The organism is Streptomyces sp. CB00316, from assembly GCF_001905595.1.
Classification (GTDB): Bacteria; Actinomycetota; Actinomycetes; order Streptomycetales; family Streptomycetaceae; genus Streptomyces.
The window spans coordinates 63,332-89,730 of the sequence record NZ_LIXI01000014.1; the positions used below are offsets into that span (position 1 = coordinate 63,332).

Genomic DNA, 26,399 nt, shown 5'->3' on the forward strand with positions numbered 1-26,399 from the left:
CCCTTACGTCAGTCGGCCCCCAGCGCCGCCAGTCGGCGCATCGCCGCCGAGCGCCCCGCACGCGGGACGGTCCAGAGCGTCTGCCCGCGTACGCCCCACCGCTCCAACAAGGCGTTCGCGGCGAGGAATCCGCTGGTGGCCGCGCGTTCCATCAACGCCACCGGCAGCCCGGTGCGGACCATGTCCCCGGCCACCATGACGGCGGGGTCGGGGCTGCGCACGCCCGGCCGGTCCCGGTAGCCGCCCACGGGGAACATCGGGCAGTCCGCCCGCCATTCGTGCCGCTCGTCGACGATGCGGGCGCTCTGCGTCTCCGGGTAGATGCGGTGCAGTTGCCGAAGGGCCTCGGTCTGTACGGCTCCCCGGTCGGCGTCCGGTGCGACGGCGTACGCGTGCAGTTCGACGACCGAGCCCTTGGTGCGCCGGGCCCAACGGGCGGCCTCGCCCTCCCAGCGTTCCAGGACACTGACGTTGTCCAGGGGGCCGTAGCCGCTGGTGCCCAGGAAGCCCGGCCGGTCGTACGCCACCGGCCGGTCGAGCCAGAGCCGGGACACCAGGAACGGCGGTGCGGTGCGCAGCCGTTCGATCCTGGCCCGCCACTCGGCGTCGCCCAGCTCCGGCGAGGCGCCGACGACGCGGCGCAGGCCGCCGCTGTCCAGGGCCAGGACGAGGGCGTCGTACCGCGTGGTGCGGTCGTCCGTGGTGACGTCCAGCCCGCCGTCGGGCAGCGGCCGCACCCGGCGGACCGGTGTCCGTGTCCGTACGTCGACGCCGTGGCCTTCCAGGTAGCGGTGGAGCGGGTCCCACAGGGCGGAGGGGAACGGCTCGTCGGGGACGTCGAAGAGCAGGCCCTCGCTGGAGCCGAGGAAGTAGATGTGGAACATCAGTACCAGTTCCGCCGCCGACAGTTCGCGCGGGTCGGCGAAGAAGCTGCGGGAGAACACCTCGAACGCCAGGTGGTGGGCGGCTTCCGGGAAGCGGATGCGGGTGAGGAAGTCATGGGCGCTGACGCCGTCGAGGCGGTCGTAGACCTCGGGCACACGGACGTCCAGCAGCGGGAGGGCGGCGCGCGGGTTCATCCGGGCCAGGTCGCGCAGGCCGAAGGTGGGGCTGAGGGCGACGAAGCCCAGGGCGCTGAGGGGAGGGGTGCGCGGCACCCGGGCGAAGCTGTCGTGGAGGCCGGAGCTGTGGCGCAGGGGGTAGTCGGGGAGCCGGGTCAGCGAGTCGAGGCCCGGGTCGACCCGGCGCAGCAGGCCGCGCAGGTTGTAGTACTGCCGGAAGAAGGCGTGGAAGCCCCGGCTCATGGTGACGTCCGTGCCGTCGGCGAGCTCGGTGGGCCAGCCGGCCAGCCGTCCGCCCAGGCTCGGTTCGCGCTCGTGGAGGGTGACGCGTACGCCGCGCTCAGCCAGCAGGGTCGCCGCCGCGAGTCCGGCGATGCCGCCGCCGACGACCGCCGCGGTGGGGGCGGCCTGTCCCGTGAAGCGGGCGCGGCCTCCGGGGGCGGGTACCACGGCCGCCTGCCGGTCCCGGCCGCGCCGGTGGCCTGTGCCGCTGTCGCTGTCGCTGTCGCGCAGGAACATCACGCCTCCTCCCCCGCGCGGCCCACGAAGGTGTGGGTGATCCCTCTCTGCCAGCCGGGCAGCGGGAGGACGCGTACGTCGGTGAACCCGGCGCGGCGCAGCCGCCTGGCGAACGCGGGTGCCGTGTCGAACTCGACGACACTGCGCCGGAGATGGCGGTAGAGCTCGGCGTCCCCGGCGAGGCGCCCGGCGGGCTGGATGACCGTGGCGCAGACGGTGTTCCACACGGCGCGGTGGACGGGCGATCCCCCGAGCGTGTACTCGTGCACGGCGAGGCGGCCGCCCGGGGCGAGGAGGCCGCGTACCAGGTCGAGGGCCTTGTACGGGTCGGCGAGGTTGCGGAAGAGGTAGCCCGCGAACACCGCGTCGAAGGAGCCGGGGTGCAGCCGCGCAGCCAACTCCTCGACGGGGGCGTGCACGAAGTCGACGTCCTCCGGCCAGCTCTTCGCCGCGGCCCGGTCCAACATGCCGGCGGAGGCGTCGACGCCGGTGATCCGGGCGTACGGGGCGGCGGCGAGGAGCGCGGCCGTGGAGGCACCCGTACCGCACCCCAGGTCCAGCACGCGCAGCCCGCGCCCGCCGTCGGGCAGCCCCAACCGGCGGGCGGAGCGGCGCAGGTGGGCATGGTAGCCGGGGCTCGCCGCGACGAGGCGGTCGTAGGCGGCGGAGCCGTGGTCGAAGGCCGCGGACAGTTCGTCGTCGCGCAACAGGGTCATGGGGTGCTCTTCTCGTGGCCGGTCGGCGGGGGCGGGGGTGGTTCGCGTCTGGTCAGGAAAGGGAGTTCGACGACGGTCCGCAGCATGGGGGCGACCGGGGTCCGCAGGCCGATCAGCAGGTCCTCGTGAAAGTGTGAGCCGCCGTCCAGGAAGCGGAGCAGCCGTTCGCCGGGGACACCGCTGAAGAGCCGGGTGAAGAAGTCGGAGCCGTCCACCCGGCCGCTGTCCAGCGCCCGCAGCATGACCGCGTCCATCGCGCGGGGCCGGACCCCGTACGGCGCGGGCATCCTCAGCCCGCGGCCGGCTCGGAGCCGGTCGGCGACGGACCGGCTCTGCCGCTGCACGGCCGCGAAGGTGTACCCGGTGGAAGGTCGGGTCGCGCCTCCGGCGGTGCCGATGCGGTGCACGGAGCGCCCGGCGCGGCGCGGGAAGTGACCGTCCGTCATGGGGATGACACCGCGCTCCTGCGCGGTGACCTGGAACTCCCCCAGTTTCAGGACCTCCTGGGTGTAGTGGCGCAGAGCCCGCCGGTAGCCCTCGGTGTCCAGCGGGGCGGGCGAGAACTCGGTGTACTCGACCAGGGCGGTCTGCGGGTCGAGCGGCAGGACGTAACCGAACGAGAGACCTCGTGCGGGCTGCGGCGTACGGAAGTCCATCAGGTCGGCGGTCGTGGGGTCGAAGGAGGGGCGCTCGGTTCGGACGAACCAGCCCATGAAGTGCTGGAGCAGGGTGGTGCGGGCGGGCGGCAGACGGCGGAGCGGGCGGGAGTCGAAGACCCGGCGGCCGCGTACGAGAACCCGGCCGTCCTGCGCCAGGACTTCGCCGCCGTTGGGTGCGTCGCGTACGGCGGTCACCGTGGCCTCGATCCGGCGGAAGGACGCGGCACCGGAGAGCCGCCTGCCTACCAGGGCCTCGAAGGCGTCCGACCGCAGCATCTTGTAGCGGTAGGGGGACGGGTCGGCCACCGTGGCGGTCCCGTCGGCCGCCCGCACCCGCAGCCGCGGCCAGGAGGCGGCGAGCGCGGATTCGTAGGTGCCGCCCGGCGGCTCCCAGTAGCACCAGGTGCGCGGCGGGGGCCTCAGGGGCCCCGGCGGGGCGTCGACGAGCACGACCGACAGCGGGACGGCGGCGCCCGGCGCGCACAGGTGGTACGCCAGACTCAGCCCGGCCGCTCCGGCGCCCACGATGACGACGTCGGGGTCAGGCACGGCTCCCCTCTCGGTTGGACGGGCACGGATCCCTCCGGCTGGACAGGTACGGAATCCTTCCGCACCGAGGGGCCGGACGGATGCGTGCGACGCGCCGTGACTCGGCCTCAGGTGGCGCTGTGGTCCGGGTGCCCCCGGGTGCGCCGGGCTTCCTTCATCTCGGCCTCGTACAGGTGGTCACGGCCCTCGGCGAGTTCGCGCCGGATCTCCTGCTCGGCCGTCCGGAACACGTCGTAGTACGTGGTGTCGTACTCCTCGACGATCTGGAAGGTCCAGTGGCCGGGGATGACGTTGCGGCCGAGGATCTCCCGCTGGACCCGGTCGGCCTGCTCCCCGTGCCCCGCCTCGCGGAGCAGCCGTACCGCGTCGTCGAGGCCGAGGTCGGCGCTGCCGGTGAGCTGATGGAACGTGTAAAGGGCGCCGCGGGCCCGTTCGGTGGTCTCCAGCGCCTTCGAAAGGGCGCCGAGGGCCTCGACGGTCGTGTCGGTGACTCCGTCGGGGCGTTGGTGCCGGGGGTCGGGGGGCCGGGTTTCGGCGTTCATGGATCTCCTCGTCGACGTCGACGTCCGAGCGGCGGGTCACCTCCCACCTTCCTCATCAAGGGCTCACCACACCTGCCGTGAGCTCCACCCGGACCAAGAGGTCCCTCTTTTCCTCTATCACTCCTCATAGCTCCCTTAAAGTTCCTCAGAAGGGACGTTTGAGGTAGTCTTCGGAAGCATGGAGAGTGAGGAACGCGAGCTGTACTCGATCGGCGAAGTGGCCGAACGGCTGGGTCTGCATGTGCGGACCGTCCGGAACTACGTGCGCGACGGGCGACTCAAGGCTGTCCGGATCGGCAAGCAGTACCGGATCAGCCGGGCGGACTTCGAGGCTCTGACCAGCAGTTCGAGCGCCGCATCAGCAGACGCGGCACCCGGTGCGACGGCCTCCGGTGCCGGCGCCGGGCGGGGACACCTGGAGGTGTCGAGCATCGTGCAGATCGACGCGATCGGCCCCGCGGCCGCGCACCGGCTGAGCACCTTCGTCACCGCGAGCGCGCAATCCCCCCGGGACGCACCGGATCCCCTGCGCGTCCAGACGGTCCACGACAGGGAACGAGCCCGGATGAAAATCGTGATTCTCGGCGGCGCTGCGGCCACCGCCGAACTGCTGCACCTGATCGACGGCGTACTCGGCCCGGAGAACGGGCTGCTCGACGGCGGAGACGAGGCGCACCGTGCCTGACCTCCTGATGGACCACCACGGCACACCGGTGCTGGCCTGTTCCACGGACGGCCCCTCCATCTCCACCGCGCAGGACGCGCTCGACCAGCTGATCGGGCCCGCCTTTCAGGGCGCCGAAGTGGTCGCGGTCCCGGTGGAGCGGCTGGACGACCGCTTCTTCGACCTGAGCACCGGGGTCGCCGGCGCGATCCTCCAGAAGTTCGCCAACTACCGGCTCCGGCTGGTCGTCGTCGGGGACATCACCCGCCATCTGGCGGCGAGCTCGGCCCTGCCCGACCTCGTGCGCGAGGCCAACCAGGGCCGGGACATCTGGTTCGTGACCGACCTGGAAGCCCTGGCCGCCCGCCTGGCCGGGTAGCGCGCCCGGGCGGTGCGGCCCCGCGCGGACCGGCGCGCCTGTGGGCCGTCAGCGCGGGGCCGCACCAGGAATCACTCCTCCTCGCCGCCCTCCCCGTCGTCGTCGCCCTCGAAGGCGTCGCCGATCTCGTCGATCACCTCGGCGGCGACCATTGCGCCGACGACACCGACGGCGGCGCCCGCCGCGACTCCGGCCACCACCGCCCCGGTGCCGGGGCCGGAGCGGAGGTGGTCGTCGTGGTGGCCGCTGCCTTGGGCGTACGGGTACGGCGCCGCGTGAGTCGCGTGGGCGCCGATCACCTGCTGCAGCCAGGCGTCGACCTCGGCGTTGCGGTCGGCCTGCGGCACGGCGTGGTGCGAGGTCGTGAAGCGGTGCACCGTGTCATGGCCCTCGGAGAAGAGCCCGGCCCGCTTGTCCGCCTCGATCACGACCTCCAGGCCGTCCGGCGCGGCGAGGAACGTCACCTCGATCTCGTTCACCGCGTGGGCCTCGCCGGCGGGCGGCACGATCTCGATCTCCTGGTAGCAGGGCAGCCGCTGACCGGTCCCCCGGATGTGGCCGAGCTCCAGATCGGCCGACCTGAAGCCGTATCCGAGCTGCCCGAACGCCTCCAGGACCGCCTCCTGGGCGGGCAGCGGGCCCACCGCGAGCGCGTCGAGGTCGCCCTTGTCCCGCGCTCCGGCCACCTCCAGCTCCGTACGGATCCCGAGAACGGGGCCCAGCGGCTGGCCGTGGAGCTGTGTGACCGGGGTCTCCCAGGGCAGCGTGACGGTGAACGGCACGGCGTGTTCGGCGTCCTGCGCGAGCCGGAATCCACCGCCGACGGTGAACCGTTCGAGGACGACCGTGGAGTCGCGCTCCTCGTCGTGGCCCTCCACCTCGACCCGGGCGACCAGGAGGAGGGAGATCCGTTCGACCGTCACATCCGCCCCGCCGCCGCGCAGTCGGACCTCGCCGGAGAGCGGTCCGCCGGGAACGGCGGGGGCGGGCTGCAGAACGGTGTCGACCGAGGGACCGCCGACTCCCAGGGCTCCGAGCAACTTCTTGAACACCATGTCCGGCGTCCACTCCTTCTTCGTGTGGCGAAAACACCTCTCTACCCAGCCGACCCCTCCTGTGATGCGCGCCACTCCCCATTGCTTTGCGCCCCCTTTACTATCTACAGGGCGGGTTTTCCTCCGCCCCGACGTCGAGCCCGACGACCCGAACAGAGAAGGAGCTGCGGTACCGCAATGGGTGAGCCTCCCAGTACGAACCGTGTCATCCCCGCCCCGGCACACCAGGGGACGGAGGTGACACGGTGAGCGAAGTACTCCTGCTCCTTCTCGCCCTCGGTCTGACTCTGGCGTGCGCGGTGTTCGTCGCGGCAGAGTTCTCGCTGACCACCATCGAGCGCAGTGAGCTCGAACGAGCCGCGCAAGCCGGTGAACGCGGCGCCGAAAGCGCGCTCAAGGCCGCCAAGCGGCTCACGTTCCAGCTGTCCGGCGCCCAGCTCGGCATCACTGTGACCTCCCTGGTCATCGGCATGCTGGCCGAGCCGTCGCTGGCCGTGCTCCTGCGCTCGCCGCTGGAGTCCGTCGGCCTCCCGGCCGGCGCGGTGCCCACGGTCGCGACCCTGCTCGGCGTGGCGCTGTCCACCGTCGTCCTCATGGTCGTCGGTGAGCTCGTCCCGAAGAACTGGGCGATCTCCAGCCCGCTCGCCGTCGCCAAGGTCGTGTCCGGCCCGCAGCGCGCGTTCACGGCCTGCTTCGCCCCGCTGATCCGCCACCTCAACGACACGGCGAACCGCGCGCTGCGCCGGTTCGGCCTGGAGCCGGCCGAGGAGCTGGCCTCGGCCCGTACCCCGCAGGAGCTCATCGCCCTCGCCCAGCACTCGGCCCGCCAGGGCGCCATCGAGCAGGACTCGGCCGAGCTCTTCGTCCGCACCCTGCACCTGGCGGAGCTGTCCGCCGAGAACGTGATGACGCCCCGCGTGGACGTGCGGGCCCTGGAGTCCCACGCCACCGCGGCCGACGCCGCCAACCTCACCCTGGCCACCGGCCTGTCCCGCTTCCCGGTCTACCGCGACAGCCTGGACCACGTCATCGGTACGGTGCACATCCGCGACGTGCTGGCCCTGGAGGAGTCCGAGCGCGCCCGGACCCCGGTCACCGCCCTGGCCACCGAGCCCCTCCTCGTACCGGACTCGCTGCCCGTGGACCGGCTGCTGGCGCAGATGCGCCGGCACCGGACCATGGCCGTCGTCATCGACGAGTACGGAGGTACGGCGGGGGTCGCCACCGTCGAGGACATCGTCGAGGAGGTCGTCGGAGAGGTCCGCGACGAGCACGACCCGCACGAGCGCCCCGACCTGGCACCCGCCGAGCCGCTCGGCGACGGCCGCCAGGTCTGGGAGGCCGAGGGCAGCATCCGGCTGGACCAGCTCGACCGGATCGGCTTCCGGGCACCGGACGGCCCGTACGAGACGCTCGCCGGGCTGCTGGCCAACCAGCTCGCCCGCATCCCGGCCCGCACGGACCGGGTGGAGGTCGACGGCTGGCAGTTCGACGTCCTCGACATCGAACACCACCGGGCCGACCGGGTGCGGATCACCGCGCCCGCCCCGGCCCTGACCCTCGTGGAGGAGGACGCCCGATGACCACCGTTCAGCTTCTCATCGGCGCGCTCACGCTCCTCACGAACGCGTTCTTCGTCGGCGCGGAGTTCGCCCTGATCTCCGTGCGCCGCAGCCAGATCGAACCGGAGGCCCGGCGCGGCAGCCGGAGGGCCAAGAGCACCCTGTGGGGCATCGAGCACCTGTCGGCCGCCATGGCCACGGCCCAGCTCGGCATCACGATCTCCTCGCTGGTGCTGGGCGCGGTCGCCGAACCGGCCATCGCCCATCTGCTGGAGCCGCCGTTCGACGCGATCGGCGTGCCGGACGCGCTGGTCCACCCGATCGCCTTCGTCATCGCGCTGACCCTGGCGACCTATCTCCACATGCTCGTCGGCGAGATGATCCCGAAGAACATCGCGCTCGCCGCGCCCGTCGCGACGGCCCTGGCGCTGGGCCCGTCCCTGGTGGCCCTGACCCGGGCGCTGCGCCCGGTCATCTTCGGGATCAACGCGTTCGCCAACATGCTGCTGAGGCTGCTGAAGGTGGAGCCGAAGGACGAGGTCGCCTCGGTCTTCACCGACGACGAGCTGGTCCGTCTGGTGAAGGACTCCAGCGACGCCGGTCTTCTCGCCCCGGCCGACGGCGAGCGGCTGCGGGACGCCCTGGAGCTGGGCACCCGGCCGGTCGGCGAGGTGCTGGTCCCGCTGAACCGGACCGTCACCGTCAACCTCGGCATCACCCCGCAGCAGTTGGAGCGGGCCGCGGTCGCCTCGGGCTTCTCCCGGCTGCCGGTGACCGGGCCGGACGACGGAGTGCTGGGCTACCTGCACATCAAGGACGCCCTGGGGGTCGCGGAGCGCACCAAGCCGCTGCCCAGGAGCGCGATCCACCCGGTCATCCGGGTCGAGATCGACACCCCCCTCGACGACACCCTGACGGCGATGCGCGCGGCCGGTACGCACCTCGCCGCCGTCGCCGGTGACAAGGGGACGGTCATCGGCTTCGTGACGATGGAGGACGTCCTGGAGGAGCTCGTCGGCCCCGCCACGGTCTGACCGTACGAGAGCCCACGGGGGAGGCGGTCCGGTGTTCCGGGCCGCCTCCCCCTCGCGGTGCCCACCGTCCGGACGGGCCGCTTCCGAACACGTAAGCTCGGCGGATGGCCAAGTACTTCGACGTGCACCCCGAGAATCCCCAGCCGCGCACCATCAGCACGGTGGTCGACAGCATCCGTTCCGGTGCGCTCGTCGCGTATCCGACCGATTCCTGCTACGCGCTGGGCTGTCAGCTGGGCAACCGCGACGGCATCGCCCGGATCAGGTCCATCCGCAACCTCGACGACCGCCACCACTTCACGCTGGTGTGCCACGACTTCGCACAGCTCGCGCAGTTCGTCCGCGTCGACAACGACGTGTTCCGCGCGGTCAAGGCGGCCACACCCGGCAGCTACACCTTCATCCTCCCTGCGACGAAGGAGGTGCCCCGCCAGCTGCTGCACCCGAAGAAGAAGACGGTCGGCGTCCGTATCCCCGACCACGTCGTGACCCAGGCGCTGGTCGCCGAGCTGGGTGAGCCGCTGCTGTCCAGCACCCTGCTGCTGCCGGACGAGGAGGAACCGCTGACGCAGGGCTGGGAGATCAAGGAGCGGCTCGACCACGAGGTGGACGCCGTCATCGACTCGGGCGACTGCGGCACCGAGCCGACCACGGTGATCGACTTCTCCGGTGACGAGCCGGAGATCGTACGCCGTGGCGCCGGCGACCCGTCGCGCTTCGAGTAGGCGGCCGTGGCGGGCGAGCGGTTGCGGTTCGACGGCTGGATCGCCGGTGTGGGGACGTCTTCGGGCACCCGGCTGGTGGTGGGGCACTGGCCGCGTTCGCCGTTCGGGGCGTTCAGCGACGTCATGGTCGAGCATCCCGGCGGCGAGCGGGTCCTGCTGGCGCCGTCCCGGCCGGTCGCGGACTTCGTCGCCGCCACGTACCGCTTCGACCGGATCGAGGTGGTTCCGGTCTCCGTCACCGGCTCCGTCTCCCGCAGCGGGCACGTCTGGCTCGTCGAGGCGGGGCCGCTGCGCCTGCTGCTGCGGGCGGGACGCCGGACCGCCCTCGGCCGGCTGCTCTGCGCCGTACCGGCCCCGCTTGTCCGCAGCCCGCTCTGGGCCGCGCTGTGCGACGTACCGGCCCGGCTGCTGATGCCCGGCGTACGCACCCTGGGCCGGGCGGGCCCGGGACGGCGGGAGTGGTACGGGGCACGGGACCTGCGGCCGGTCCAGGCCGCCGACGCGGTCCTGGACGGCGTGGGCCTGGGTCCTCTCGCCCCGCTCGATCCGCCCGTCGCCTTCGGGTTCGGCTCCGCCCCTCGCACCCCCGCCCTGGTGCGCGTCACCACAACGGTGGAAATCGGGGCCGCCCTGCGGTGAGGGCCTCCCCCGGGCCCCGGCAGGGCCCGGCCGCTCCCCGACGGTCCGCTGCCGCTCGCGGAGCGGTCGGGCAGCGGATGCGAGGGGGCAGGGCGCGTCGCAGGGTGGACCCATGGCAAATCCCCCGATCGTCATCCACCGGCCGACCCCCTCGGGCGGCCGCCGGGTGACCGTGCACTACGAAGGCCGGGACGAGATACTCGGGCTGGCCCACAGCGACCACGACGTGATCGTGTTCCTGAGCGAGGCCGGCCTCGAAGAGGCGGACCGGCTCCTCGACAACCCGGTCTGGGTGGAATGGCGAGGCGGGCGGGCCCACCGCTACGAAGCGGCCTGACGCAGCACTCCCAAGGCGCCGCGCCCGCGTCACGCCGGTGCGGGATCGGAGCTGTTGAACAGCTCGCGGACCTCCTCGGCGTCGGTCTCCCGCAGCTCGTCGTCCAGCAGGATCCAGCGCGTGATGCCCACGGACTCCAGGAACGGCAGATCGTGGCCGGCGATGACGAGGGCGCCCTCGTAGGACTCCAGGGCGCTCGTCAGCTGCAGCACGCCGACCAGGTCGAGGTTGTTCGTCGGCTCGTCCAGCAGCAGCTGCGGGGCGGGGGCGGCGAGCATCGTCGCCGCGAGCGCTGCCCGGAAGCGTTCACCGCCCGAGAGGGTGCCCGCCTGCTGCTCCGCGCGGGCGCCCTTGAAGAGGAACCGGGCGAGCTGGGAGCGGATCTGGTTGTCGGTCGAGCCGGTCCTCGTGCAGCCCGCGCAGCCGGTCCCCCGACTCCTGGGCGGAGCGCTTGCGCTCCCCGGCGACGATGCGCGGGGCTTCCGCTGACCGTCGAGCTTCTTGTCGTGGCGCCGCCGGCGGGCGACCTTCGTCCGGGTCTCCTCCAGCTCGCGCCGTGACTGACGACGAGTCAGTCCTGCGAAGGTGAGGGACGGCTCAGCAATGAGGTCGCATCCACGCGGAAGTCACGGGCGGCAGACATGCCGGCAGCGTCGTGACCGGTGTACGGGCCAGGCCGCACCGCGTGATGATCGCGGACCTCAGATGCGCAACGTCCACCTCTATAGGAGACAACAGGATGTGATGAGCGTAACGGAGGCCCGCGTGGGGCGTCGAGGGATTGGCTACGCGGTGGTCTTCGGGGCCTCGGTGCTCAGCGGGGCGTCCAGGTCGCCGCCACGCGGTCCGGGCACCCGTGCGGTCTCCGGGAGGAACGGGGCACGGCGGAGGACAGAGGTGGCGACGAGGGCCGCGATTGCGGCGAGGGCGAACCCGTAGGGCGGGGTGGCTCCGGTGGGGTGGGTCTCGTAGACGAGCGCCGCCGACAGCACGACGAGGACCGCGGGGATCCGGCCGTGCTGCTGGGTGGCGGCCACGACCACGAGCCCCCACAGCAGGTACCAGGGCTGCACCATGGGCGAGAGCGCGACCAGTGCCAGCAGTCCCAGGCCCAGGGCGTGGACCGGTGGGAGGCGGCCGTTCATCGACCTCCTTGCCAGGACGAAGATCACAGCGACCGCCGCTGCCAGGCCGAGGGTCTGCACGGCGGACTTGACCGGTTCGGGGTCGGTGCCCAGGAGCAGGCGACCCAGCTCGCCCAGGCCCAGGCCGAGGTCGCTGACGACGGAGAGCGCCGTGTGGATGTTGCCGGCGACGCCCTGGGTCCTGAGCCAGCCGAAGCCGGTGCCGCTGACCAGGGTCGCCGATCCGGCGACGGCACAGGCGACGAGGCCGGGCGCGAGGAGTCCCTTGGCCCACCGCCGTCGCTGCGGCCCGGTTGCGGAGGCGTGCACCAACACGCCGATGAACAGCAGCGATACGGCGGCCGGGGACTTGACCATCATCGCGAGCCCGACGAGGGCGCTGCCGGAGACCCATCGGCCGCGCAGCGCGAGCCCGAGCCCGGCCAGCATGAGGCCGATCATCAGACCGTCGTTGTGCATGCCCGCGACGACGTGCATCAGCAGGAGCGGGTTGAGCGCCCCCAGCCACAGGGCGCGGCTCTCGCTGGTTCCGTGCTCCCGGGCCAGCCGGCGCAGGGACCAGACGATGAGGACCAGTGAGGCGAGCGCGATCAGCCGCATCGCCAGGACGGCGGGGACGATCGTGCCGCCGGTCGTCTTCGCCACGGCGGCGGAGAGCAGGAGGAAGAGGGGGCCGTACGGGGCCGGGGTGTCGCGCCAGTGGTTGCCGACGCTCGCCGCCGCGTCGCCGCCGATTCCGGCGGGATCCAGGCTGGAGGGGCCGACGGTGTAGACGTCGTGGCCCTCGATGGCCATGGCGCCCTGGGCGATGTAGCTGTAGACGTCGGCGCTGTAGAGCGGGGGCGTGAGCAGGAACGGCGCGGTCCACCAGGCCAGGGTGGTGAGCGTCTCGCGTACGGAGGAGGCGGTCCTGCCGTACTGCCACCAGGCGACGACGAGCACGGTGAGTCCGGCATAGGCGAGGACGGCGGCCGCCGTCCTCGCGGTGGAGCCGTGGTCGACCCACAGGCCCCAGGGGTCGTGGGCCGGCAGTTTCCCGGAGATCCAGCCACCCACGGCGGTCGCCAGGGCGGCTGCCGCGCCCAGCCGACGGTATCCGCCGGCACTCAAAGCCCACATGACCGGAGAACCTATCGGACTGCGTGGACCACCCTCTCCCCCTCCCCCGGTCCGCGGACGCTGCCAGGCAGCCCCCGGAGCGGTTCCGGGCGCTGGCACCACGGGCCCGCGCGGCTGTGGGCCGCCTGGCACCGTACGGATCTGCCGCCGATCGTCGGCGCGTGCCGGGCGACGGTGCTCGACGCGGCGCCCTCGTGCCCCCCTCCGGCCGCTCCTAGCGCACGTCGCCCCGCCAGTCCCACTGATGGCCGTCGACCGAGCGGGGCCCGTACTCGGCACGGCCGCCCGGTCCGTAGGCGCCTATCTCCGTGACCAGTCCGGCCCCCTCACGCAGGGCCGTCTCGCTCCAGCCGGTGACGTCCAGGAGCAGCCCGTCGAGCGGGCCGCCGACCAGCTCCCGGTAGTCGTGGCCCGGCTTCGGGCCGGGGTGCGGATCGTCGTGGTCGGCGCCGTACACCCGTCGCTGCCTCATCAGCTCGTCCATGCAGGCAGCATCCCACCGGCCACTGACAACGGCCCGGCGTGCGGGGCCATCCGGCAGGCGGCAGGCCCGCGGCGCAGGGCCGTCCCCTGGCGTCCCGTCCGGGAGACCGGGAGTGATCTCGCGTCGTCGGTGAAGTCGCCGCCGGGGGGTGGGCACCATATGATTCAGGGACTCACGCACCGCGGAGCAGCCCATGAACCGGCGTCGGACTCCCCGCTCGGTAAGCGCCGAGGATCTGCTGACCTCGTTGCAGAGCCTCACCGCCCGCGCTCGGCGGGAGGTGGAATTCCACCAGGCCAGAGTGGAACTCGCACAGGCCCTTCAGCGCGACATGCTTCCGGCGACCCTTCCCGAGCTCCCCGGTCTCCGGTCCGCGGCACGGTACGCGCCCGCCCGTGACGGCCTGGACATCGGCGGTGACTGGTACGACGGCTTTGTGCTGGCAGATGGTGCCCTGGGGTTCGCGATCGGTGACGTGCAGGGGCACGACGTGGAGGCGGCCGCCTTCATGGGGCAGGTCCGCATCGCGATGCGGGCGATCGCGGGGACGATTTCCGACCCGGGTGAGGTCATGGGCCGGACCAACGACCTCCTGCTGTCCGTGGACTCCGGGCTCTTCGCGACCTGTACGTTCCTGCGGCTGGACCCGCACACCTGGGAGCTGCACAGTGCGCGGGCCGGGCATGTGGCCAGCGTCTGGGCGACCGTCGACGGGCGGTCGGGCGTCACGGAGGACCCGGGAGGCCTGCCGCTGGGCATCCAGACGGGCGAGAGGTATCCCGTCACCCGGCGGACCCTGGACGCGGACGGCGCGATCGTGCTGCTCACCGACGGTGTGATCGAGGGCCCGACGCTGCTGATCGAGGACGGCCTCGACCGGGTGCGGCGGCTGGTCGCCGCCCATGCCGGAGAGAGCGCGGACGCTCTGGCCGACGGGGTGCTGGGCGCGGCGGAGCTGACGGGCCACGAGGACGACGCGGCCGTACTCGTCCTGCGGCACGCCTCGGCCCGAGCACGGTGACGCCGAGGGTGGCGGGGCGCGTGTCACCGGCTGCCTCCTCCGCGCGGCCGGTGTCTGATGAGTGCTGTGATCCGCAGCAAGGAAGCCAGACGTCGGGCCGTGTACGTGGCGCAGATCCTGGGCGTGACCGGTGCCTACTACCTCTCGGGGCGGCTCGGGCTGACCCGCCAGGTGGTGGTGGACGGCGCCGTGGTCACCCCGCTCTGGCCGCCCACGGGGATCGCGCTCGCCGCCCTGCTGTACTTCGGCGCCCGGATCTGGCCGGGCATCGCCCTGGGGGCGCTGTTCACCGTCTCCGCCATCGGTGACGCGTTCACCGTCTCCCGTCTGGGCATCGTCCTCGGCAACACGCTCGCGCCGCTGGCCGCCTACGCCCTGCTGCGCAGGGTGGGTTTCCGCAGCGAACTGGCCCGGTTGCGGGACGGGGTCTACCTGGTCTTCCTGGGCGCCTTCGCCGGCATGCTGATCAGCGCCACCGTCGGCAGCGTGACGCTGATGCTCGACGACAAGGTATGGCCGGGGCGGTTCTGGCTGGTCTGGTCGTCGTGGTGGGCCGGGGACGCCATGGGGGTCCTCGTGGTCACCCCCGTACTGCTCGTGCTGAGCCGGGTGCGGTGGCCGAGGCTGTCCGACCGGTGGCCGGAGGCGTGCCTTCTCGCGGTCGTCGTGGTCGCGGCGGGGTTCTTCTGCACCCGGAGCTCGCTCTCCATGATCTACCTGGTGTTCCCGGTGATCATCTGGGCGGCGCTCCGGTTCCAGCTGCCCGGCAGCGCGCCGTGCGCCCTGGTGCTGTCGGTACTGGCGATCACCGCCGGTACGGACGGGCTGGGGCCGTTCGCGGGCCATACGCTCATGGAGATCATGGCCAACCTGACCGTGCTCAACGGATGCGTGGCGCTCACGGCGCTGCTGCTCGGGGCGATCGTGGCCGAGCACCAGAACATCCGCCGCGAGACGGAGCACGCGGTGGTGGAGCTGGAAGCGCTGGTGGAGCAGCTCGCCCCGCTGCCGGGACCGCCCTCCGCCCGGTACGACGACGACCCGCCGCACTCCGGTCGGTGACGGCCGCCGTACTCGCTTCAGTAGGGCAGCGGCCGGCCGGAAGGGGTCCGCAGATCGAGCGGGGGCGGCCCGGACGGGGGCGGGGGTCGACGGACAACGATGCGGATGCGGCCCATGGCCACCACCTCCTCCAGGTGACCGGTATCTGCCCAGTCGGCTCGGCTTCACACTTCCCGTCCACCGTGCGGACTCCTCGGGCGCCCGGATGCGCGCCGGGCCGGGTGCGGTGACCCTTGACGGGTGGGGGCGCAGAGGCGAGGAGGATCAGGCATGTCCGCACTGGACAGGATCAAGAAGATGCTCAAGGGCCACGAGGACCAGGCAGGCAAGGGCACCGACAAGACGGGAGACGGGGTCGACGGCCGCACCCAGGGCAAGTACAGCGGCCAGGTCGATTCCGCCCAGGACAAGCTCAGGCAGCAGTTCGGTACGGAGCGCGACCAGGACGGACCGCCGCGCTCCTGAGCGCCACCGCCGGTGACCAGCCGGGCCCTGCCCGTTTCAAACAGCTCGTAACAGCTCGTAAGGGGTCCGTGCCACGGGACACGTCCTGTGGCACGGACCCGGTGCGCGCGGCCGAAGAAGTCCGGGGCGATCATCGGATTCTTGTTATCGTCCGGCCCGCACCGCATCTCCCGAGTGTGGGAAGTGACAGCACCGGACCCCGGAAGAGTGAGCACAGCATGGGCAAGGATCACGGGACGGCCTTGATCGCGGCGGCGCGGAACGGCGACCAGGAGGCCAAGAACCGGCTCGTCGCGGCGTATCTGCCGTTGCTGTACAACGTCGTCGGCCGGGCGTTGAACGGGCACGCTGACGTCGACGATGTGGTGCAGGAGACGGTGCTGCGGATGCTGCGCAGCCTGCCGGAGCTACGTGATCCGGAGAGGTTCCGTTCCTGGTTGGTGGCGATAGCCATGAACGAGATACGCCGGCACTGGCGCGAGGGCCAGTCGGGGACGGTCTCCGCCGGCCGGCTGGACGACGCGTACGACCTGGCCGATCCGCGCGCCGACTTCGTCGAGCTGACCATTCTCCGGCTCGGGCTGACCGGGCAGCGGCGCCAGGTGACGGAGGCGACGCGATGGCTGGACGAGGATGACCGCGCCCTGCTGTCCCTGTGGTGGCTGGAGACGGCGGGCCAGCTGTCGCGGGCCGAGGTCGCGGCGGCCCTGGAGCTCTCCGCGCAGCACACGGCCGTACGCGTCCAGCGGATGAAGGCGCAGTTGGAGGCGGCCCGGCTCGTGGTGGGCGCGCTGGCGGCCGACCCGCCGTGCGTGCTGCTGGAGGGCATCCTGGCCGGCTGGGACGGGATCCCGTCCGCCCTGTGGCGCAAGCGGCTGGCCCGCCACGCCCGTGAGTGCACCGTCTGCTCGGGCCACGGATCGGGGCTCGTACCGGCGGAGGGGCTGCTGGTGGGTCTCGCGCTGGTCCCGGTGGCCGGTGCCGTGGGCGGGGCGGTGGCGCCCGAACTGCTGACGACGGCCGCGCACCTCACCGTGGACTCCGCGGCCGGGGGCGGACGGGCCGAGCGCAGGCGGGGTCAGGTACGGCGGCGGCGCCGCAACTCGGCCATCGCCGCCGTGGTCGCCGTCGCGGCACTGGGTACCGGTGGCGCGGCCGTGCACCTCTACACCGACGGCGAGGAGCGGGATGCGACGACCCTGAGCGCCGGGGCTCCCACCGATGGCGCGACCCTCCCCACGGCGGCCGCCCCCTCCCCCACGCCGACGGCACCGTCGCCGTCGGCCTCGGCGTCATCCGCTTCGCCCTCGGCCAGTGCCTCGCCGTCGAAGAGCCCTTCGCGCAAGCCGGAGCCCAAGCCCTCGCCGACGAAGAGCACCCGGCCCCCCACCCCTAGCACGGCCGCCCCGGCCCCGAAGCCGCCGCCCGCTCCCGCTCCCGCACCTCCGGCGTCGGACGGCGGCCAGGTCCTGGAGATCGTCAACACCGAGCGGGCGAAGGAGGGCTGCGGTCCGGTGACCTCCAACGACCTGCTGGCGACGGCGGCGCAGCGGCACTCCGCCGACATGGCGTCCCGCGACTACTTCTCGCACACCTCCCCCGACGGCACCGACCCGGGCGACCGGATCACCGCGGCCGACTACCGCTGGAGCACCTACGGCGAGAACATCGCCAAGGGGCAGCGGACCCCGGCCGACGTGATGCAGGCGTGGATGGACAGTCCGGGCCACCGCGCGAACATCCTGAACTGCTCCTTCAAGGAGATGGGCATAGGGAAGGTGGACTCCGGCGGCGGGCCTGTGTGGACGCAGAAGTTCGGCGCGCGCTGAGCACCGCGCGGTGATCTTTCACCTGGCGGAAACGCGGGAGAAGCACCGCCTCCGCCTCGGTGTTCCAGACTGGTAGCAGCGCCCAGGCCGATGGTGTCCGCCGGCGGATCCCCCTTCCCCTGCGGACTGGAGCCCGGTCGTGTCCCCCGTCTTCCCCTTCGCCTCCCGGCCGCTGCCGCTCTGGCTCGGCCATGTCCTGCGGACCCAGCGCGGGCCTGTCCACGGTGGTGCGGTGGTGCGCGGGGCGCTCGCCATGCTCCCGCTGCTTCTCGCGGTGGCCGCCGACCGGCCGACGGCAGGCGTTCCGGCGGCGCTGGGGGCGATGTTCGCCGGGATCAACGACCGCCCGGGCGGCCGCCGTTCGTCCGTGTCGCGGGTGGGGGTCCCGGCGCTCGCGGGCGCAGCCGGACTGCTGATCGGCTCGCTGCTGCCCGCGGTCGGTCCGCCGGGGGCCGCGAGGTTCGTCCTGCCGTTGCTGCTCGGTGCGCTGGGGCTGCTCGCGGGGGCGCTCAGCTCGACGGGTCCCCTCGCCTCGGCGTGCGGCACGCAGTTGCTGGTCGCGGCGGTGATCGGGGCGGGCATGCCCCTGCCGGAGCCCGGCCGGGAGCGGGCGCTGCTGTTCCTGGCGGGGGCGGGGTGGGCGCTGCTCCTGCGGCTGGTGCTGCCCACGCGGCGGCGGACCTCCGGCGGCCCGTACCGGTACGACGGTGAGCGCGAGGCGGTGGCCTCCGTGTACGCGGCGGTGGCCGGGCTGCTGCGCGCGGCGGGCGGCACCCGGGCTCCGGCCCGCCGGGCGGCGCTCACGGCCGCACTCGACCAGGCGCAGGACGCGCTGGCCGGGCCCCGGCTGCGGCGGCACGCGAGCTCGACGGCAGAGCGACGGCTGCACGCCCAGTACGCGGCGGCGCTGCCGCTGGCCGAGGCGGCGACGGCGCTGGCCTGGGCCGGTGAGCCCTTGCCCGACCGGGTCGCGGAGGGGCCGCTGCGGCTGGCGCACGCGGTGCGTACGGGGAGCGCCTGCGGGCCGCTGCCCGCGCCGGCGCGGTCCGGGGCGGGGCTCCGCGCCCTGGACGACGCCCTCCTGGCGGCCGCGGAGTCGTTCGACCACCGGCCCGGACAGTCGCTGCGGACCAAGCGCGGGCGCCCGGGTCTCGTCGCGCTGCCGCGCAGGGCCTTCGGGCCGGCGGGGCGTGAGTACGGGTTCCGGGTGGCGCTGTGCTGCGGGGTCAGTGCGGCGGTGGCGCTCGGCCTGGACCACGAGCACTGGTACTGGATGCCGGCCACAGCCGTGTTCCTGGTGAAGCCGGATCTCGGGCCGCTCGTCTCCCGGGTGCTGAGCCGGGCCGCGGGGACGGTCGTGGGGGCCGCCGTCTTCGCGGGGTTCTTCGCGCTGGTGGCCGGCCCACTGCCCACGGTCGCGGCCGTCGCGCTGTGCGGAGCGCTGATCCCCGTCGCCACCCGGCACTTCGCGGCCCAGACCGCGGTCGTCACCGTACTCGTGCTCTCCCTCGTCCTGCTGGCGGGCGAGCCGCAGGCCGCCTGGGGCCGGGTCGTGGAGTCGTCGACGGCCTGCGCGATCGTGCTGCTGGTGGGGCATCTGCCGCTGCCCGGGCAGCGGGGCAACCGGGTGCGGGACGCGGTGGACACGGCGGTGGCGGCGGCGCACCGGTATCTGCGGCACGTCCTGGCCCACCCTCAGGACGGCGCGGGGCGCGCGGTACTGCGCCGCGACGCCTACCGTTCGCTCGCCGTGGCACGGTCCGCGCTGGACCTCTCTGCGGCCGAACTCCCGCCGGTCGCCGGGCGCACGGCCGAGTTCGAGGAGGTCGCCGGTGCTCTGGAGCGTCTGGTGGACACGACGACGGCCTGTGCGGTCCACCTCCACGACCGCAGCGCCGCTCTGCCCCCCTCGCACGCCCAACGGATCGCGGAACAGCTGGCCGCCCTCGATGCGGCGCACCGCGCCTCCGCGCGTTCCGAGGTACTGGTCCGACGGCTCCCGCCGACCGCTCGCGCGGGCCGGGGCCCGGTGCGGCCACGGCCGGGCCGGGGCGGGTCCCGGCCGGTTCAGCGCAGCAGCAGTGTCAGTGACGTACCGATGCCGGTGACCGCGCCCACCGCCACGACCGAGAGCGCGACACAACGGGCCCGGAGCCGCTCGTAGCGGGCGGTGTACTCCCCGCGCAGTTCGGCCGCCCGGTCACGGACGCGGGTGAGTGACTCGCGGGAGACGGCGACCCGGTCGGCGAGGTAGACGCGTTCGACGTCATCGCGCTGGGCGGTGGTGAGCCAGGGCAGTTCGCCGCTGAAGCGGCGCGCCTGCGCTCGCGCCCTCTCGACCTCGGCGTTCCACAGCAGGTAGCCCTCCAGCTGGGCCAGGCCGCGGGCGCTGTCCTTGTCGGGGTTCACGCGTCCTCCTCTCGTCGGGCTCTGCGGGTCGGGGCGGGCCACGGTCACTCCTGCTTGTCCCCCGGTGCCACGGTGGCGGAGGCGTCGGGCCGGTTGGCGGCCTCGTCGATCGCCCGCAGCGACGGGTGGTGCAGGTCGAACGCCGGGGATTCGGAGCGGATCCGCGGCAGGGTGACGAAGTTGTGGCGCGGGGGCGGGCAGGAGGTCGCCCACTCCAGCGAACGGCCGTAACCCCACGGGTCGTCCTCCACGATCGGCTTGCCGTACTTGGCGGTCTTCCAGACGTTGTAGAAGAACGGCAGGAGGGAGAGGCCGAGCACGAAGGAGGCGATGGTGGAAACCGTGTTCAGTGCGGTGAATCCGTCCGCCGCGAGATAGTCCGCGTAACGGCGGGGCATTCCCTCGGCACCGAGCCAGTGCTGCACGAGGAACGTTCCGTGGAAGCCGACGAACAGCGTCCAGAACGTGACCTTGCCGAGCCGCTCGTCCAGCATCTTCCCGGTGAACTTCGGCCACCAGAAGTGGAATCCGGCGAACATCGCGAAGACCACGGTGCCGAAGACCACGTAGTGGAAGTGCGCGACGACGAAGTACGAGTCCGAGACATGGAAGTCCATCGGCGGCGAGGCGAGGATGATGCCGGTCAGACCGCCGAAGAGGAAGGTGACGAGGAACCCGATCGACCAGAGCATCGGGGTTTCCAGGGAGATCGACCCCTTCCACATGGTGCCGATCCAGTTGAAGAACTTCACCCCGGTCGGCACGGCGATGAGGAAGGTCGTGAACGAGAAGAACGGCAGCAGGACCGCACCCGTGACGAACATGTGGTGCGCCCACACCATCGCGGAGAGTCCCGCGATGGCGATGGTGGCGGCGACCAGACCGATGTAGCCGAAGACCGGTTTGCGGCTGAAGACCGGGAAGATCTCTGTGACGATCCCGAAGAACGGCAGGGCGATGATGTAGACCTCGGGATGGCCGAAGAACCAGAAGAGGTGCTGCCACAGCAGCGCTCCCCCGTTGGCCGGGTCGAAGACATGAGCGCCGAACTTGCGGTCCGCCTCCAGGGCCAGCAGGGCGGCGGCCAGGACCGGGAAGGCGAGCAGGACCAGGACACCGGTCAGCAGGACGTTCCAGGTGAAGATCGGCATGCGGAACATCGTCATGCCGGGGGCGCGCATGCAGATGATCGTGGTGATGAAGTTGACCGAGCCGAGGATCGTTCCGAAGCCGGAGAAGGCCAGACCCATGATCCACATGTCGGCACCGATGCCCGGCGAGCGGACCGCGTCGTTCAGCGGCGCGTAGGCGAACCAGCCGAAGTCGGCGGCGCCCTGCGGCGTGAGGAAGCCGGCCACCACGATGAGCGAGCCGAAGAGGTACAGCCAGTACGCGAACATGTTCAGCCGCGGGAACGCCACATCGGGCGCACCGATCTGCAACGGCATGATCCAGTTCGCGAACCCGGCGAACAGCGGCGTCGCGAACATCAGCAGCATGATCGTGCCGTGCATCGTGAACGCCTGATTAAACTGTTCGTTCGAAATCAGCTGGGTTCCGGGGCGCGCGAGTTCGGCGCGCATCACCAGGGCCAGCAGTCCTCCCACGCAGAAGAAGGCGAAGGAGGTGACGAGATAGAGCGTCCCAATCGTCTTGTGGTCCGTGGTGGTCATCCACTTGATGACGACGTTGCCCGGCTCCTTGAGCCGTACCGGCAGTTCGTCCCCCTCTGCGGCATCGGTCTCCACCGGTTGCGAGATGCCCCTCGTCGTCACTGCGACGCTCCTTCGGTCAACGGCCCGTATGGACTCGGCGACCAGGATGGACCCGCGGCGATCGGTCCGGTGGGACATCCCTCCCCGTCCCCCGCGAGCGCCCGGCAAGGACACTCAAATGGCCCACACCGCCCGGAATAGCTCACCGGGCAGCGCAGTTGGTGAAGCGGCAGAACCACTTCTTCCCACTCGGCAGGTACCGGAAGGTCGGATCAATGAAGATCGGCATCATCGGAGCGGGCAACATCGGGGGCAACCTCACCAGGCGGCTGACCGCACTGGGACATGAGGTGTCGATCGCCAACTCGCGCGGCCCCGAGACCCTGAGCACCCTGGCCGAGGAGACGGGAGCCACTCCGGTGGCCGCGGCCGAGGCGGCACGGGGCGCCCGTATCGTCGTCGTGACAGTCCCGTTGAAGGCCGTGCCCGACCTGCCCGCGGGCTTCCTGGACGGGGCCGCGGAGGACGTCGCGGTCATCGACACCGGGAACTACTACCCGCAGCAGCGCGACGGCAGGATCGCCGCCATCGAGCACGGGCTGCCGGAGAGCCGGTGGACCGAGCAGCAGATCGGGCACCCGGTGATCAAGGCGTTCAACGGGACGTACGCGCAGGACATCCTGGACCGGGGCGCTCCGCAGAGCAGCCCCGCTCGGCAGGCGCTGCCGGTGGCCGGGGACGACCCGGCAGCCAAGCGGGCCGTCCGCGACCTCATCGACGAGCTCGGCTTCGACACGGTCGACGCCGGTGGCCTGGACGAGTCGTGGCGTCAGCAGCCCGGGACTCCGGTGTACGGCAACCAGGGCGACGCCGACGCCATCGTGAAGGCACTGGCGGAGGCGTCGCCGGAACGCACGGCGCAGTGGCGCGCCTGACGGTGCCATGGCGGAGGCCGGGCCGTCCGGGCCGTGACCCCGGGTGGCCCGGCCGCTGTCTCTCCCCCGTCGTCTCCCCCGGGCTCTCCTCCGTCTCCCCGGCCGGGGCCCGCCGCTCAGACCACCCCCGTCACCGTCACCCGCACCGAGACCGACGGCTCGGCGCTGACCGCGGCCAGGGTCGCGGTGTGCACGGCGCGGGTGACGTCGAGGGCACGGTGGCCGCGGTGCAGGACGAGGCGGATGTCGATGTGCCAGGCACCGGTGGCCTCGTCCCGGCTCACCCGCACCCCCTGCGCCCGCGCCCCGGGCCCCGCCGCGAGACGCGGGGCCCGGTCGGCCACCCGCGTCCGCAGCAGGTCCAGGACGCCGGGGCGCAGGAAGGCGACGCCGGGGACGTCCTGAGCGGCCCCGGCCGCCGCTTCGGCGAGCCGGTCCCGGAGCCGGAATGTGTCGGCGGTCCTCACGCTGCTCCTCCTGTGCCGTGGCGCTCGTACTCGTCGCCGTCCTCGTCCTCGTCCTCGTCTTCTTCTTCGTCGTCGTCGTCGTCGTCGTCGAGGATGTCCACGACCAGGACGTCGGCCGCACCGAGGCGGATGCCGATGTCCTGGTCGGCGACAGCGGCGATCCGTGCGCGTACGGCGTCGGCCAGATCCGGCAGTGACCGGTCCAGGCTCGCCGCGACTTCGACGCGTACGTGGACCGGGCCCGCCGGGTCGGCCGGGTCGAGAGGGGCGATCCGGCAGCTTCCGGCCCGTACCCCGGGCAGCGCGTCGACCGCAGCCCGCAGCAGCCGCGCGGCCGCCGCCTCGACGATCCAGTGGTCCTCCTCCGGTTCCCCCAGGGGAAGCGGGCGCCCGGGGCGCAGTTCGAGCCGGACGAGGTCCATCACACGGGCCGTGACCTCGGCCGTGGTCGCCTCGGGCACTCCCGGCTCCTCGGTGCAGGTACGGCGTACGACCTCGCCCAGGCCGGTGAGTTCGCCCAGGGCCGCCGAGCAGTGCGGGCAGGCGAGAAGGTGGGGGTCGTCGGCTGTCCGGCCGGCGTCCCAGGCGTCCCAGACGTCGCTCAGCAGACGCCCGCAGGCAAGCCGCTCCTCCTCTTCGTACCGGCTCTCCTCCGGCCGGTCGGGGTTGGCGCTCATCGCCATGCGCTCATCGCCTCCGTCAGGTAGCGGCGGGCCCGGAAGACCCGGCCGCGGACCGCCTGCAGACTGATTCCGACCGTGTCCGCGATGCTCTCGTACGACAGCCCCTGCATCTCGCGGAGCACCCAGCAGACACGTTGTTCGGGCGACAGGCCCGCCATCGCCGCTGCCAGTGCGTCGGCCGCGGCCCGCGACTCGACGGCGCGGGCGGGGGACGCCTGGTGTTCCGGGGCGGCCTGCTCGGGCACCGAGTCGAGGTCCGCCGCCGGCCTGCGGGACCGGAGCCGGTTGAGGCAGCGGTTGGTGACGATGCGGTGGAGCCACGTGTGGAAGGAGGCGTCCCGGCGGAACTCGGGAAGTTTGCGCCAGGCGCTGACGAAGGCGTCCTGAACGGCGTCCTCCGCGTCCGCACGGTCCCCCAGGAACCGCGTCGCGAGTTGCAGCATGGCGGGGCTGTGCCGCCGTACGAGCGCCTCGAACGCCTCCTCGTCGCCCTCTCCGGCCCGTACGACCAGCAGCGCCTCGTCGGCCCGGACACCCTCCGGCGCCCGTTCCGTCATCTGATTCCCGTCGCCGGGCACGGACCAGCCCCTCCCTCAGTCGGTTCCACGACACCTTCTCGGTCCTGATCGGTCCTGTCGGTTCTTTCCGTCGGGCACCTCTCTTTGCCGTTGGACACCTCGCACGGCGGAACGTCACGCACCGGTGTGCCCCGGACTGCGATGCCTGATCGGGGGTCGGCGGAGAGTTTCCGGGAACCCGCGTGACGAATCGGCGCACAGCGTGTCCAACGAGATGTCAGGCGATACGAGCCGAGCGATACGCGAGGAGATTCCATGACCACCACCCAGACAACCGCAGCCGTTCCCGCCGCGGGCACGGGACCGGGCTCGGGCGGACCGAAGGAGAGCGGCGCGGCCGGCGGTACGACGACCGTGGGGCGCGGGGCCACCGGCGCGTCCGAGCCCGCGGCGACGCGGGGCCGTACCTCGATCGCCGACACCGTCGTCGTGAAGATCGCGGGGATGGCGGCCCGGGAGATCCCGGGGGTGTACGACATGGGCGGCGGTCTCTCCCGCACGCTCGGCGCGGTACGTGACCGCGTGCCGGGCGGCCGGCCGAACGTCGGCCGGGGCGTCAAGGTCGAGGTGGGCGAGCGTCAGACGGCCATCGACCTGGACCTCGTCGTCGAGTACGGCGTCGCGATCGCCGATGTGGCGCGTGACGTGCGCGAGAACGTCATCGCGGCGGTTGAGCGGACGACGGGCCTGGAGGTCGTCGAGGTCAACGTGACCGTGAACGACGTGCACCTGCCCGAGGACGACGACGAGGCCGCCGTGGCCGAGACCCGCGTGGCGTGACGGCGTGACACGGAGGGTCGACGGACCCGGCCCCGCGGAGGGTGTGCCGGGCCGGGACGTGATCGGGGCGGCCGCGGGCATGGCGCTGGGGTTCGCCGGCTGGTTCGGCGGGTTCGGGGCGTTCCTCGTGGTGGCCGCGCTCGGCGCGCTGGGATGGTTCGCCGGTCACCTCGTGGACCGGGGCACCGGTCTGCGGGAGTTCCTCGACTCGCTGGTGGGGAGGCGGCCATGACGGTCCCGGCCGGTGGGCGCGGTACGACGACGGTGGCGCCGCGGGCGGTCCGGCGGATCGCCGAGCGGGCCGCCGCCGAGGCGCTGCCCGACGGCGGGACGGTGCTGCGGGGTTCGGCCGGGGTGCGCGGGGCCTCCGCGCGGATCTCGGTCGGCGTGCGGCTGCCCTATCCGGTGCGGGCCGACGAGGCCGCGCGGCGGATCCGGGAGCGTGCGGAGGCACGGACGGCGACCCTGACGGGTCTGGCCGTGCCCCGCGCCGAGGTCCGCGTCGACGCGCTGTCGGTGAGCCCTGCGCCGGTGGTCCCGGAGGCTGTGGAGGTGGCCCCGGGCCCGGACGGTGGCCGTCCCGGCCCCCGGATCAGGGCGGAGCGGCGTGTTCCCGCGGCGGTCCTGGCGGCCGTGGGGGCCGTGGCGTGCGGGCTGCTGCTGGCCGATGTGGTCGCGGTCCGGTTCGGCGGCGCCCCCGCCGGCTGGCGTACGGCGGTGCTCGACTGGGCGACGACCCATGGGCCGACGGACTCCGCGGTACGGATCGGTGGGGTGGTCGCCGCGGTCGCGGGCGCCTGGCTGCTGGGGTGCGCGCTCCTGCCGGGGCTGCGGCGACGGCTGCGGATGGCGGCGCCCGGCCCGGGGGTACGGGCTGCGCTGGACCGTTCGGCGGCGGCCCGGATCCTGCGGGAGCGGGGTCTCGGCGTCCCCGGGGTCGTCCGGGCGCGGGTGACCGTGCGCCGGCGGCGGGCGGGGGTACGGACCGGTGTGGGGTACGGCGACCCGGCGGAGGTACGCGCCGAGGCGGTCCGGGTGTTGGGCGCGGCCCTGCTGGAGCTGGGCCTGGCCCGTCCGCCCGCGCTGCGGGTCCGGGTACGGCGCGAGGCGGGCCTGTCGCCGCCGGAACCGGAGGAGTCGATGGAGCCGACGGCGGTGGAGGGGCCGGAAGCCGTCGTGCGATCGGACGCGGCCGTGGAAGGCGTTTCGGGCCGTCCTCGGGACGGCGGAGAGGCATGAGTGACGTGAGGGACGGCGGCGAGAGGA

29 protein-coding genes are annotated in these 26,399 nt (G+C 72.8%); 16 read left to right on the forward strand and 13 right to left on the reverse strand.

Annotated features, from left to right (window positions below; all coding sequences use genetic code 11):
• Positions 1-8: 8 nt before the first annotated feature.
• The 4 genes from AMK21_RS30755 to AMK21_RS30770 all read right to left on the reverse strand — a co-directional run bounded on the left by AMK21_RS30755 (position 9) and on the right by AMK21_RS30770 (position 4,046).
• Entirely contained in the window at positions 9-1,580 is a 1,572-nt protein-coding gene (locus tag AMK21_RS30755) for an FAD-dependent oxidoreductase (RefSeq protein WP_073882437.1), read from the reverse strand.
• Entirely contained in the window at positions 1,580-2,296 is a 717-nt protein-coding gene (locus AMK21_RS30760; RefSeq protein ID WP_073882438.1) for a class I SAM-dependent methyltransferase, read from the reverse strand. The genes AMK21_RS30755 and AMK21_RS30760 overlap by 1 nt, the downstream gene beginning before the upstream one ends.
• Positions 2,293-3,504 (reverse strand): lycopene cyclase family protein, encoded by a 1,212-nt coding sequence (locus AMK21_RS30765; RefSeq protein WP_073882439.1) that lies wholly within the window; start codon positions 3,502-3,504, stop codon positions 2,293-2,295. The genes AMK21_RS30760 and AMK21_RS30765 overlap by 4 nt, the downstream gene beginning before the upstream one ends.
• Positions 3,505-3,611: 107 nt before the next feature.
• Complete coding sequence (locus tag AMK21_RS30770; protein WP_073882440.1) at positions 3,612-4,046, reverse strand: hypothetical protein; 435 nt, start codon at positions 4,044-4,046, stop codon at positions 3,612-3,614.
• A gap of 178 nt (positions 4,047-4,224) precedes the next feature.
• Between AMK21_RS30770 and AMK21_RS30775 the strand changes: the two genes are divergently transcribed.
• Together AMK21_RS30775 and AMK21_RS30780 are read left to right on the forward strand one after the other, a co-directional pair.
• The gene (locus AMK21_RS30775; protein ID WP_073882441.1) at positions 4,225-4,731 is read left to right on the forward strand and encodes a helix-turn-helix domain-containing protein; all 507 of its coding nucleotides are present in this window, start codon (positions 4,225-4,227) and stop codon (positions 4,729-4,731) included.
• Positions 4,724-5,089 (forward strand): DUF4180 domain-containing protein, encoded by a 366-nt coding sequence (locus AMK21_RS30780; protein WP_073882442.1) that lies wholly within the window; start codon positions 4,724-4,726, stop codon positions 5,087-5,089. Before AMK21_RS30775 ends, AMK21_RS30780 begins: the two co-directional genes overlap by 8 nt.
• A 71-nt stretch (positions 5,090-5,160) precedes the next feature.
• Here AMK21_RS30780 and AMK21_RS30785 read toward each other — a convergent pair whose 3' ends face one another.
• A complete protein-coding gene (locus tag AMK21_RS30785; protein ID WP_073882443.1) occupies positions 5,161-6,144 on the reverse strand; it encodes a sporulation protein in 984 nt (327 codons plus the stop codon).
• A 245-nt stretch (positions 6,145-6,389) separates the two neighbouring features.
• Here AMK21_RS30785 and AMK21_RS30790 point away from each other — a divergent pair, with 245 nt between their 5' ends.
• From AMK21_RS30790 to AMK21_RS30810, 5 genes are all read left to right on the forward strand, one after another.
• Entirely contained in the window at positions 6,390-7,727 is a 1,338-nt protein-coding gene (locus tag AMK21_RS30790) for a hemolysin family protein (RefSeq protein WP_073882444.1), read from the forward strand.
• Positions 7,724-8,740 (forward strand): hemolysin family protein, encoded by a 1,017-nt coding sequence (locus AMK21_RS30795; protein ID WP_073882445.1) that lies wholly within the window; start codon positions 7,724-7,726, stop codon positions 8,738-8,740. The genes AMK21_RS30790 and AMK21_RS30795 overlap by 4 nt, the downstream gene beginning before the upstream one ends.
• Positions 8,741-8,844: 104 nt before the next feature.
• Positions 8,845-9,465 carry an L-threonylcarbamoyladenylate synthase gene (locus tag AMK21_RS30800; RefSeq protein ID WP_018512796.1) on the forward strand — a complete coding sequence of 207 codons (621 nt, stop codon included), beginning with the start codon at positions 8,845-8,847 and terminating at the stop codon, positions 9,463-9,465.
• 6 nt (positions 9,466-9,471) lie between these two features.
• Complete coding sequence (locus AMK21_RS30805; RefSeq protein ID WP_073882446.1) at positions 9,472-10,104, forward strand: hypothetical protein; 633 nt, start codon at positions 9,472-9,474, stop codon at positions 10,102-10,104.
• 112 nt (positions 10,105-10,216) lie between these two features.
• On the forward strand, positions 10,217-10,441 hold the full coding sequence (locus tag AMK21_RS30810; protein ID WP_030080623.1) for a hypothetical protein: 225 nt from the start codon (positions 10,217-10,219) through the stop codon (positions 10,439-10,441).
• A 29-nt stretch (positions 10,442-10,470) separates the two neighbouring features.
• On the opposite strand, the gene AMK21_RS30815 is transcribed toward AMK21_RS30810, so the two are convergent.
• The 3 genes from AMK21_RS30815 to AMK21_RS30825 all read right to left on the reverse strand — a co-directional run bounded on the left by AMK21_RS30815 (position 10,471) and on the right by AMK21_RS30825 (position 13,189).
• Entirely contained in the window at positions 10,471-11,046 is a 576-nt protein-coding gene (locus AMK21_RS30815) for an ATP-binding cassette domain-containing protein (protein WP_383849664.1), read from the reverse strand.
• A 180-nt stretch (positions 11,047-11,226) separates the two neighbouring features.
• Positions 11,227-12,705, reverse strand: a complete 1,479-nt coding sequence (gene mptB, locus AMK21_RS30820) for a polyprenol phosphomannose-dependent alpha 1,6 mannosyltransferase MptB (protein WP_073882447.1) — start codon at positions 12,703-12,705, stop codon at positions 11,227-11,229.
• A gap of 214 nt (positions 12,706-12,919) precedes the next feature.
• The gene (locus tag AMK21_RS30825) at positions 12,920-13,189 is read right to left on the reverse strand and encodes a hypothetical protein (protein ID WP_073882448.1); all 270 of its coding nucleotides are present in this window, start codon (positions 13,187-13,189) and stop codon (positions 12,920-12,922) included.
• 193 nt (positions 13,190-13,382) lie between these two features.
• On the opposite strand from AMK21_RS30825, the gene AMK21_RS30830 reads away from it, so the two are divergent.
• The 5 genes from AMK21_RS30830 (at position 13,383) to AMK21_RS30850 (ending at position 19,730) form a co-directional block, all read left to right on the forward strand.
• Complete coding sequence (locus AMK21_RS30830) at positions 13,383-14,210, forward strand: PP2C family protein-serine/threonine phosphatase (protein WP_073882449.1); 828 nt, start codon at positions 13,383-13,385, stop codon at positions 14,208-14,210.
• A 66-nt stretch (positions 14,211-14,276) separates the two neighbouring features.
• Positions 14,277-15,272, forward strand: a complete 996-nt coding sequence (locus AMK21_RS30835; RefSeq protein WP_199863313.1) for an MASE1 domain-containing protein — start codon at positions 14,277-14,279, stop codon at positions 15,270-15,272.
• A 270-nt stretch (positions 15,273-15,542) separates the two neighbouring features.
• The gene (locus AMK21_RS30840; protein ID WP_073882451.1) at positions 15,543-15,737 is read left to right on the forward strand and encodes an antitoxin; all 195 of its coding nucleotides are present in this window, start codon (positions 15,543-15,545) and stop codon (positions 15,735-15,737) included.
• Positions 15,738-15,955: 218 nt separating this feature from the next.
• Positions 15,956-17,566 carry a sigma-70 family RNA polymerase sigma factor gene (locus tag AMK21_RS30845; RefSeq protein ID WP_073882452.1) on the forward strand — a complete coding sequence of 537 codons (1,611 nt, stop codon included), beginning with the start codon at positions 15,956-15,958 and terminating at the stop codon, positions 17,564-17,566.
• 253 nt (positions 17,567-17,819) lie between these two features.
• Positions 17,820-19,730 carry an FUSC family protein gene (locus AMK21_RS30850; protein ID WP_420712531.1) on the forward strand — a complete coding sequence of 637 codons (1,911 nt, stop codon included), beginning with the start codon at positions 17,820-17,822 and terminating at the stop codon, positions 19,728-19,730.
• Here AMK21_RS30850 and AMK21_RS30855 read toward each other — a convergent pair.
• Together AMK21_RS30855 and ctaD are read right to left on the reverse strand one after the other, a co-directional pair.
• Complete coding sequence (locus AMK21_RS30855) at positions 19,634-19,975, reverse strand: hypothetical protein (RefSeq protein ID WP_073882453.1); 342 nt, start codon at positions 19,973-19,975, stop codon at positions 19,634-19,636. The two genes, AMK21_RS30850 and AMK21_RS30855, sit on opposite strands and share 97 nt — an antisense overlap.
• A gap of 44 nt (positions 19,976-20,019) precedes the next feature.
• Positions 20,020-21,750 (reverse strand): cytochrome c oxidase subunit I, encoded by a 1,731-nt coding sequence (gene ctaD, locus AMK21_RS30860; protein ID WP_073882454.1) that lies wholly within the window; start codon positions 21,748-21,750, stop codon positions 20,020-20,022.
• 161 nt (positions 21,751-21,911) lie between these two features.
• Between ctaD and AMK21_RS30865 the strand changes: the two genes are divergently transcribed.
• A complete protein-coding gene (locus tag AMK21_RS30865; protein ID WP_267893944.1) occupies positions 21,912-22,625 on the forward strand; it encodes an NADPH-dependent F420 reductase in 714 nt (237 codons plus the stop codon).
• Positions 22,626-22,741: 116 nt separating this feature from the next.
• On the opposite strand, the gene AMK21_RS30870 is transcribed toward AMK21_RS30865, so the two are convergent.
• From AMK21_RS30870 to AMK21_RS30880, 3 genes are read right to left on the reverse strand one after another with little or no spacing between them, the layout of a single operon-like run.
• A complete protein-coding gene (locus tag AMK21_RS30870; protein WP_073882456.1) occupies positions 22,742-23,092 on the reverse strand; it encodes a hypothetical protein in 351 nt (116 codons plus the stop codon).
• The gene (locus tag AMK21_RS30875; protein WP_073882457.1) at positions 23,089-23,775 is read right to left on the reverse strand and encodes a hypothetical protein; all 687 of its coding nucleotides are present in this window, start codon (positions 23,773-23,775) and stop codon (positions 23,089-23,091) included. Before AMK21_RS30875 ends, AMK21_RS30870 begins: the two co-directional genes overlap by 4 nt.
• A complete protein-coding gene (locus AMK21_RS30880; RefSeq protein WP_073882485.1) occupies positions 23,766-24,332 on the reverse strand; it encodes an RNA polymerase sigma factor in 567 nt (188 codons plus the stop codon). Before AMK21_RS30880 ends, AMK21_RS30875 begins: the two co-directional genes overlap by 10 nt.
• Positions 24,333-24,608: 276 nt before the next feature.
• On the opposite strand from AMK21_RS30880, the gene AMK21_RS30885 reads away from it, so the two are divergent.
• From AMK21_RS30885 to AMK21_RS30895, 3 genes are read left to right on the forward strand one after another with little or no spacing between them, the layout of a single operon-like run.
• On the forward strand, positions 24,609-25,133 hold the full coding sequence (locus tag AMK21_RS30885; RefSeq protein WP_073882458.1) for an Asp23/Gls24 family envelope stress response protein: 525 nt from the start codon (positions 24,609-24,611) through the stop codon (positions 25,131-25,133).
• A gap of 4 nt (positions 25,134-25,137) precedes the next feature.
• Positions 25,138-25,365, forward strand: a complete 228-nt coding sequence (locus AMK21_RS30890) for a hypothetical protein (protein WP_073882459.1) — start codon at positions 25,138-25,140, stop codon at positions 25,363-25,365.
• The gene (locus AMK21_RS30895) at positions 25,362-26,372 is read left to right on the forward strand and encodes a DUF6286 domain-containing protein (protein ID WP_073882460.1); all 1,011 of its coding nucleotides are present in this window, start codon (positions 25,362-25,364) and stop codon (positions 26,370-26,372) included. The genes AMK21_RS30890 and AMK21_RS30895 overlap by 4 nt, the downstream gene beginning before the upstream one ends.
• Positions 26,373-26,399: the final 27 nt, after the last annotated feature.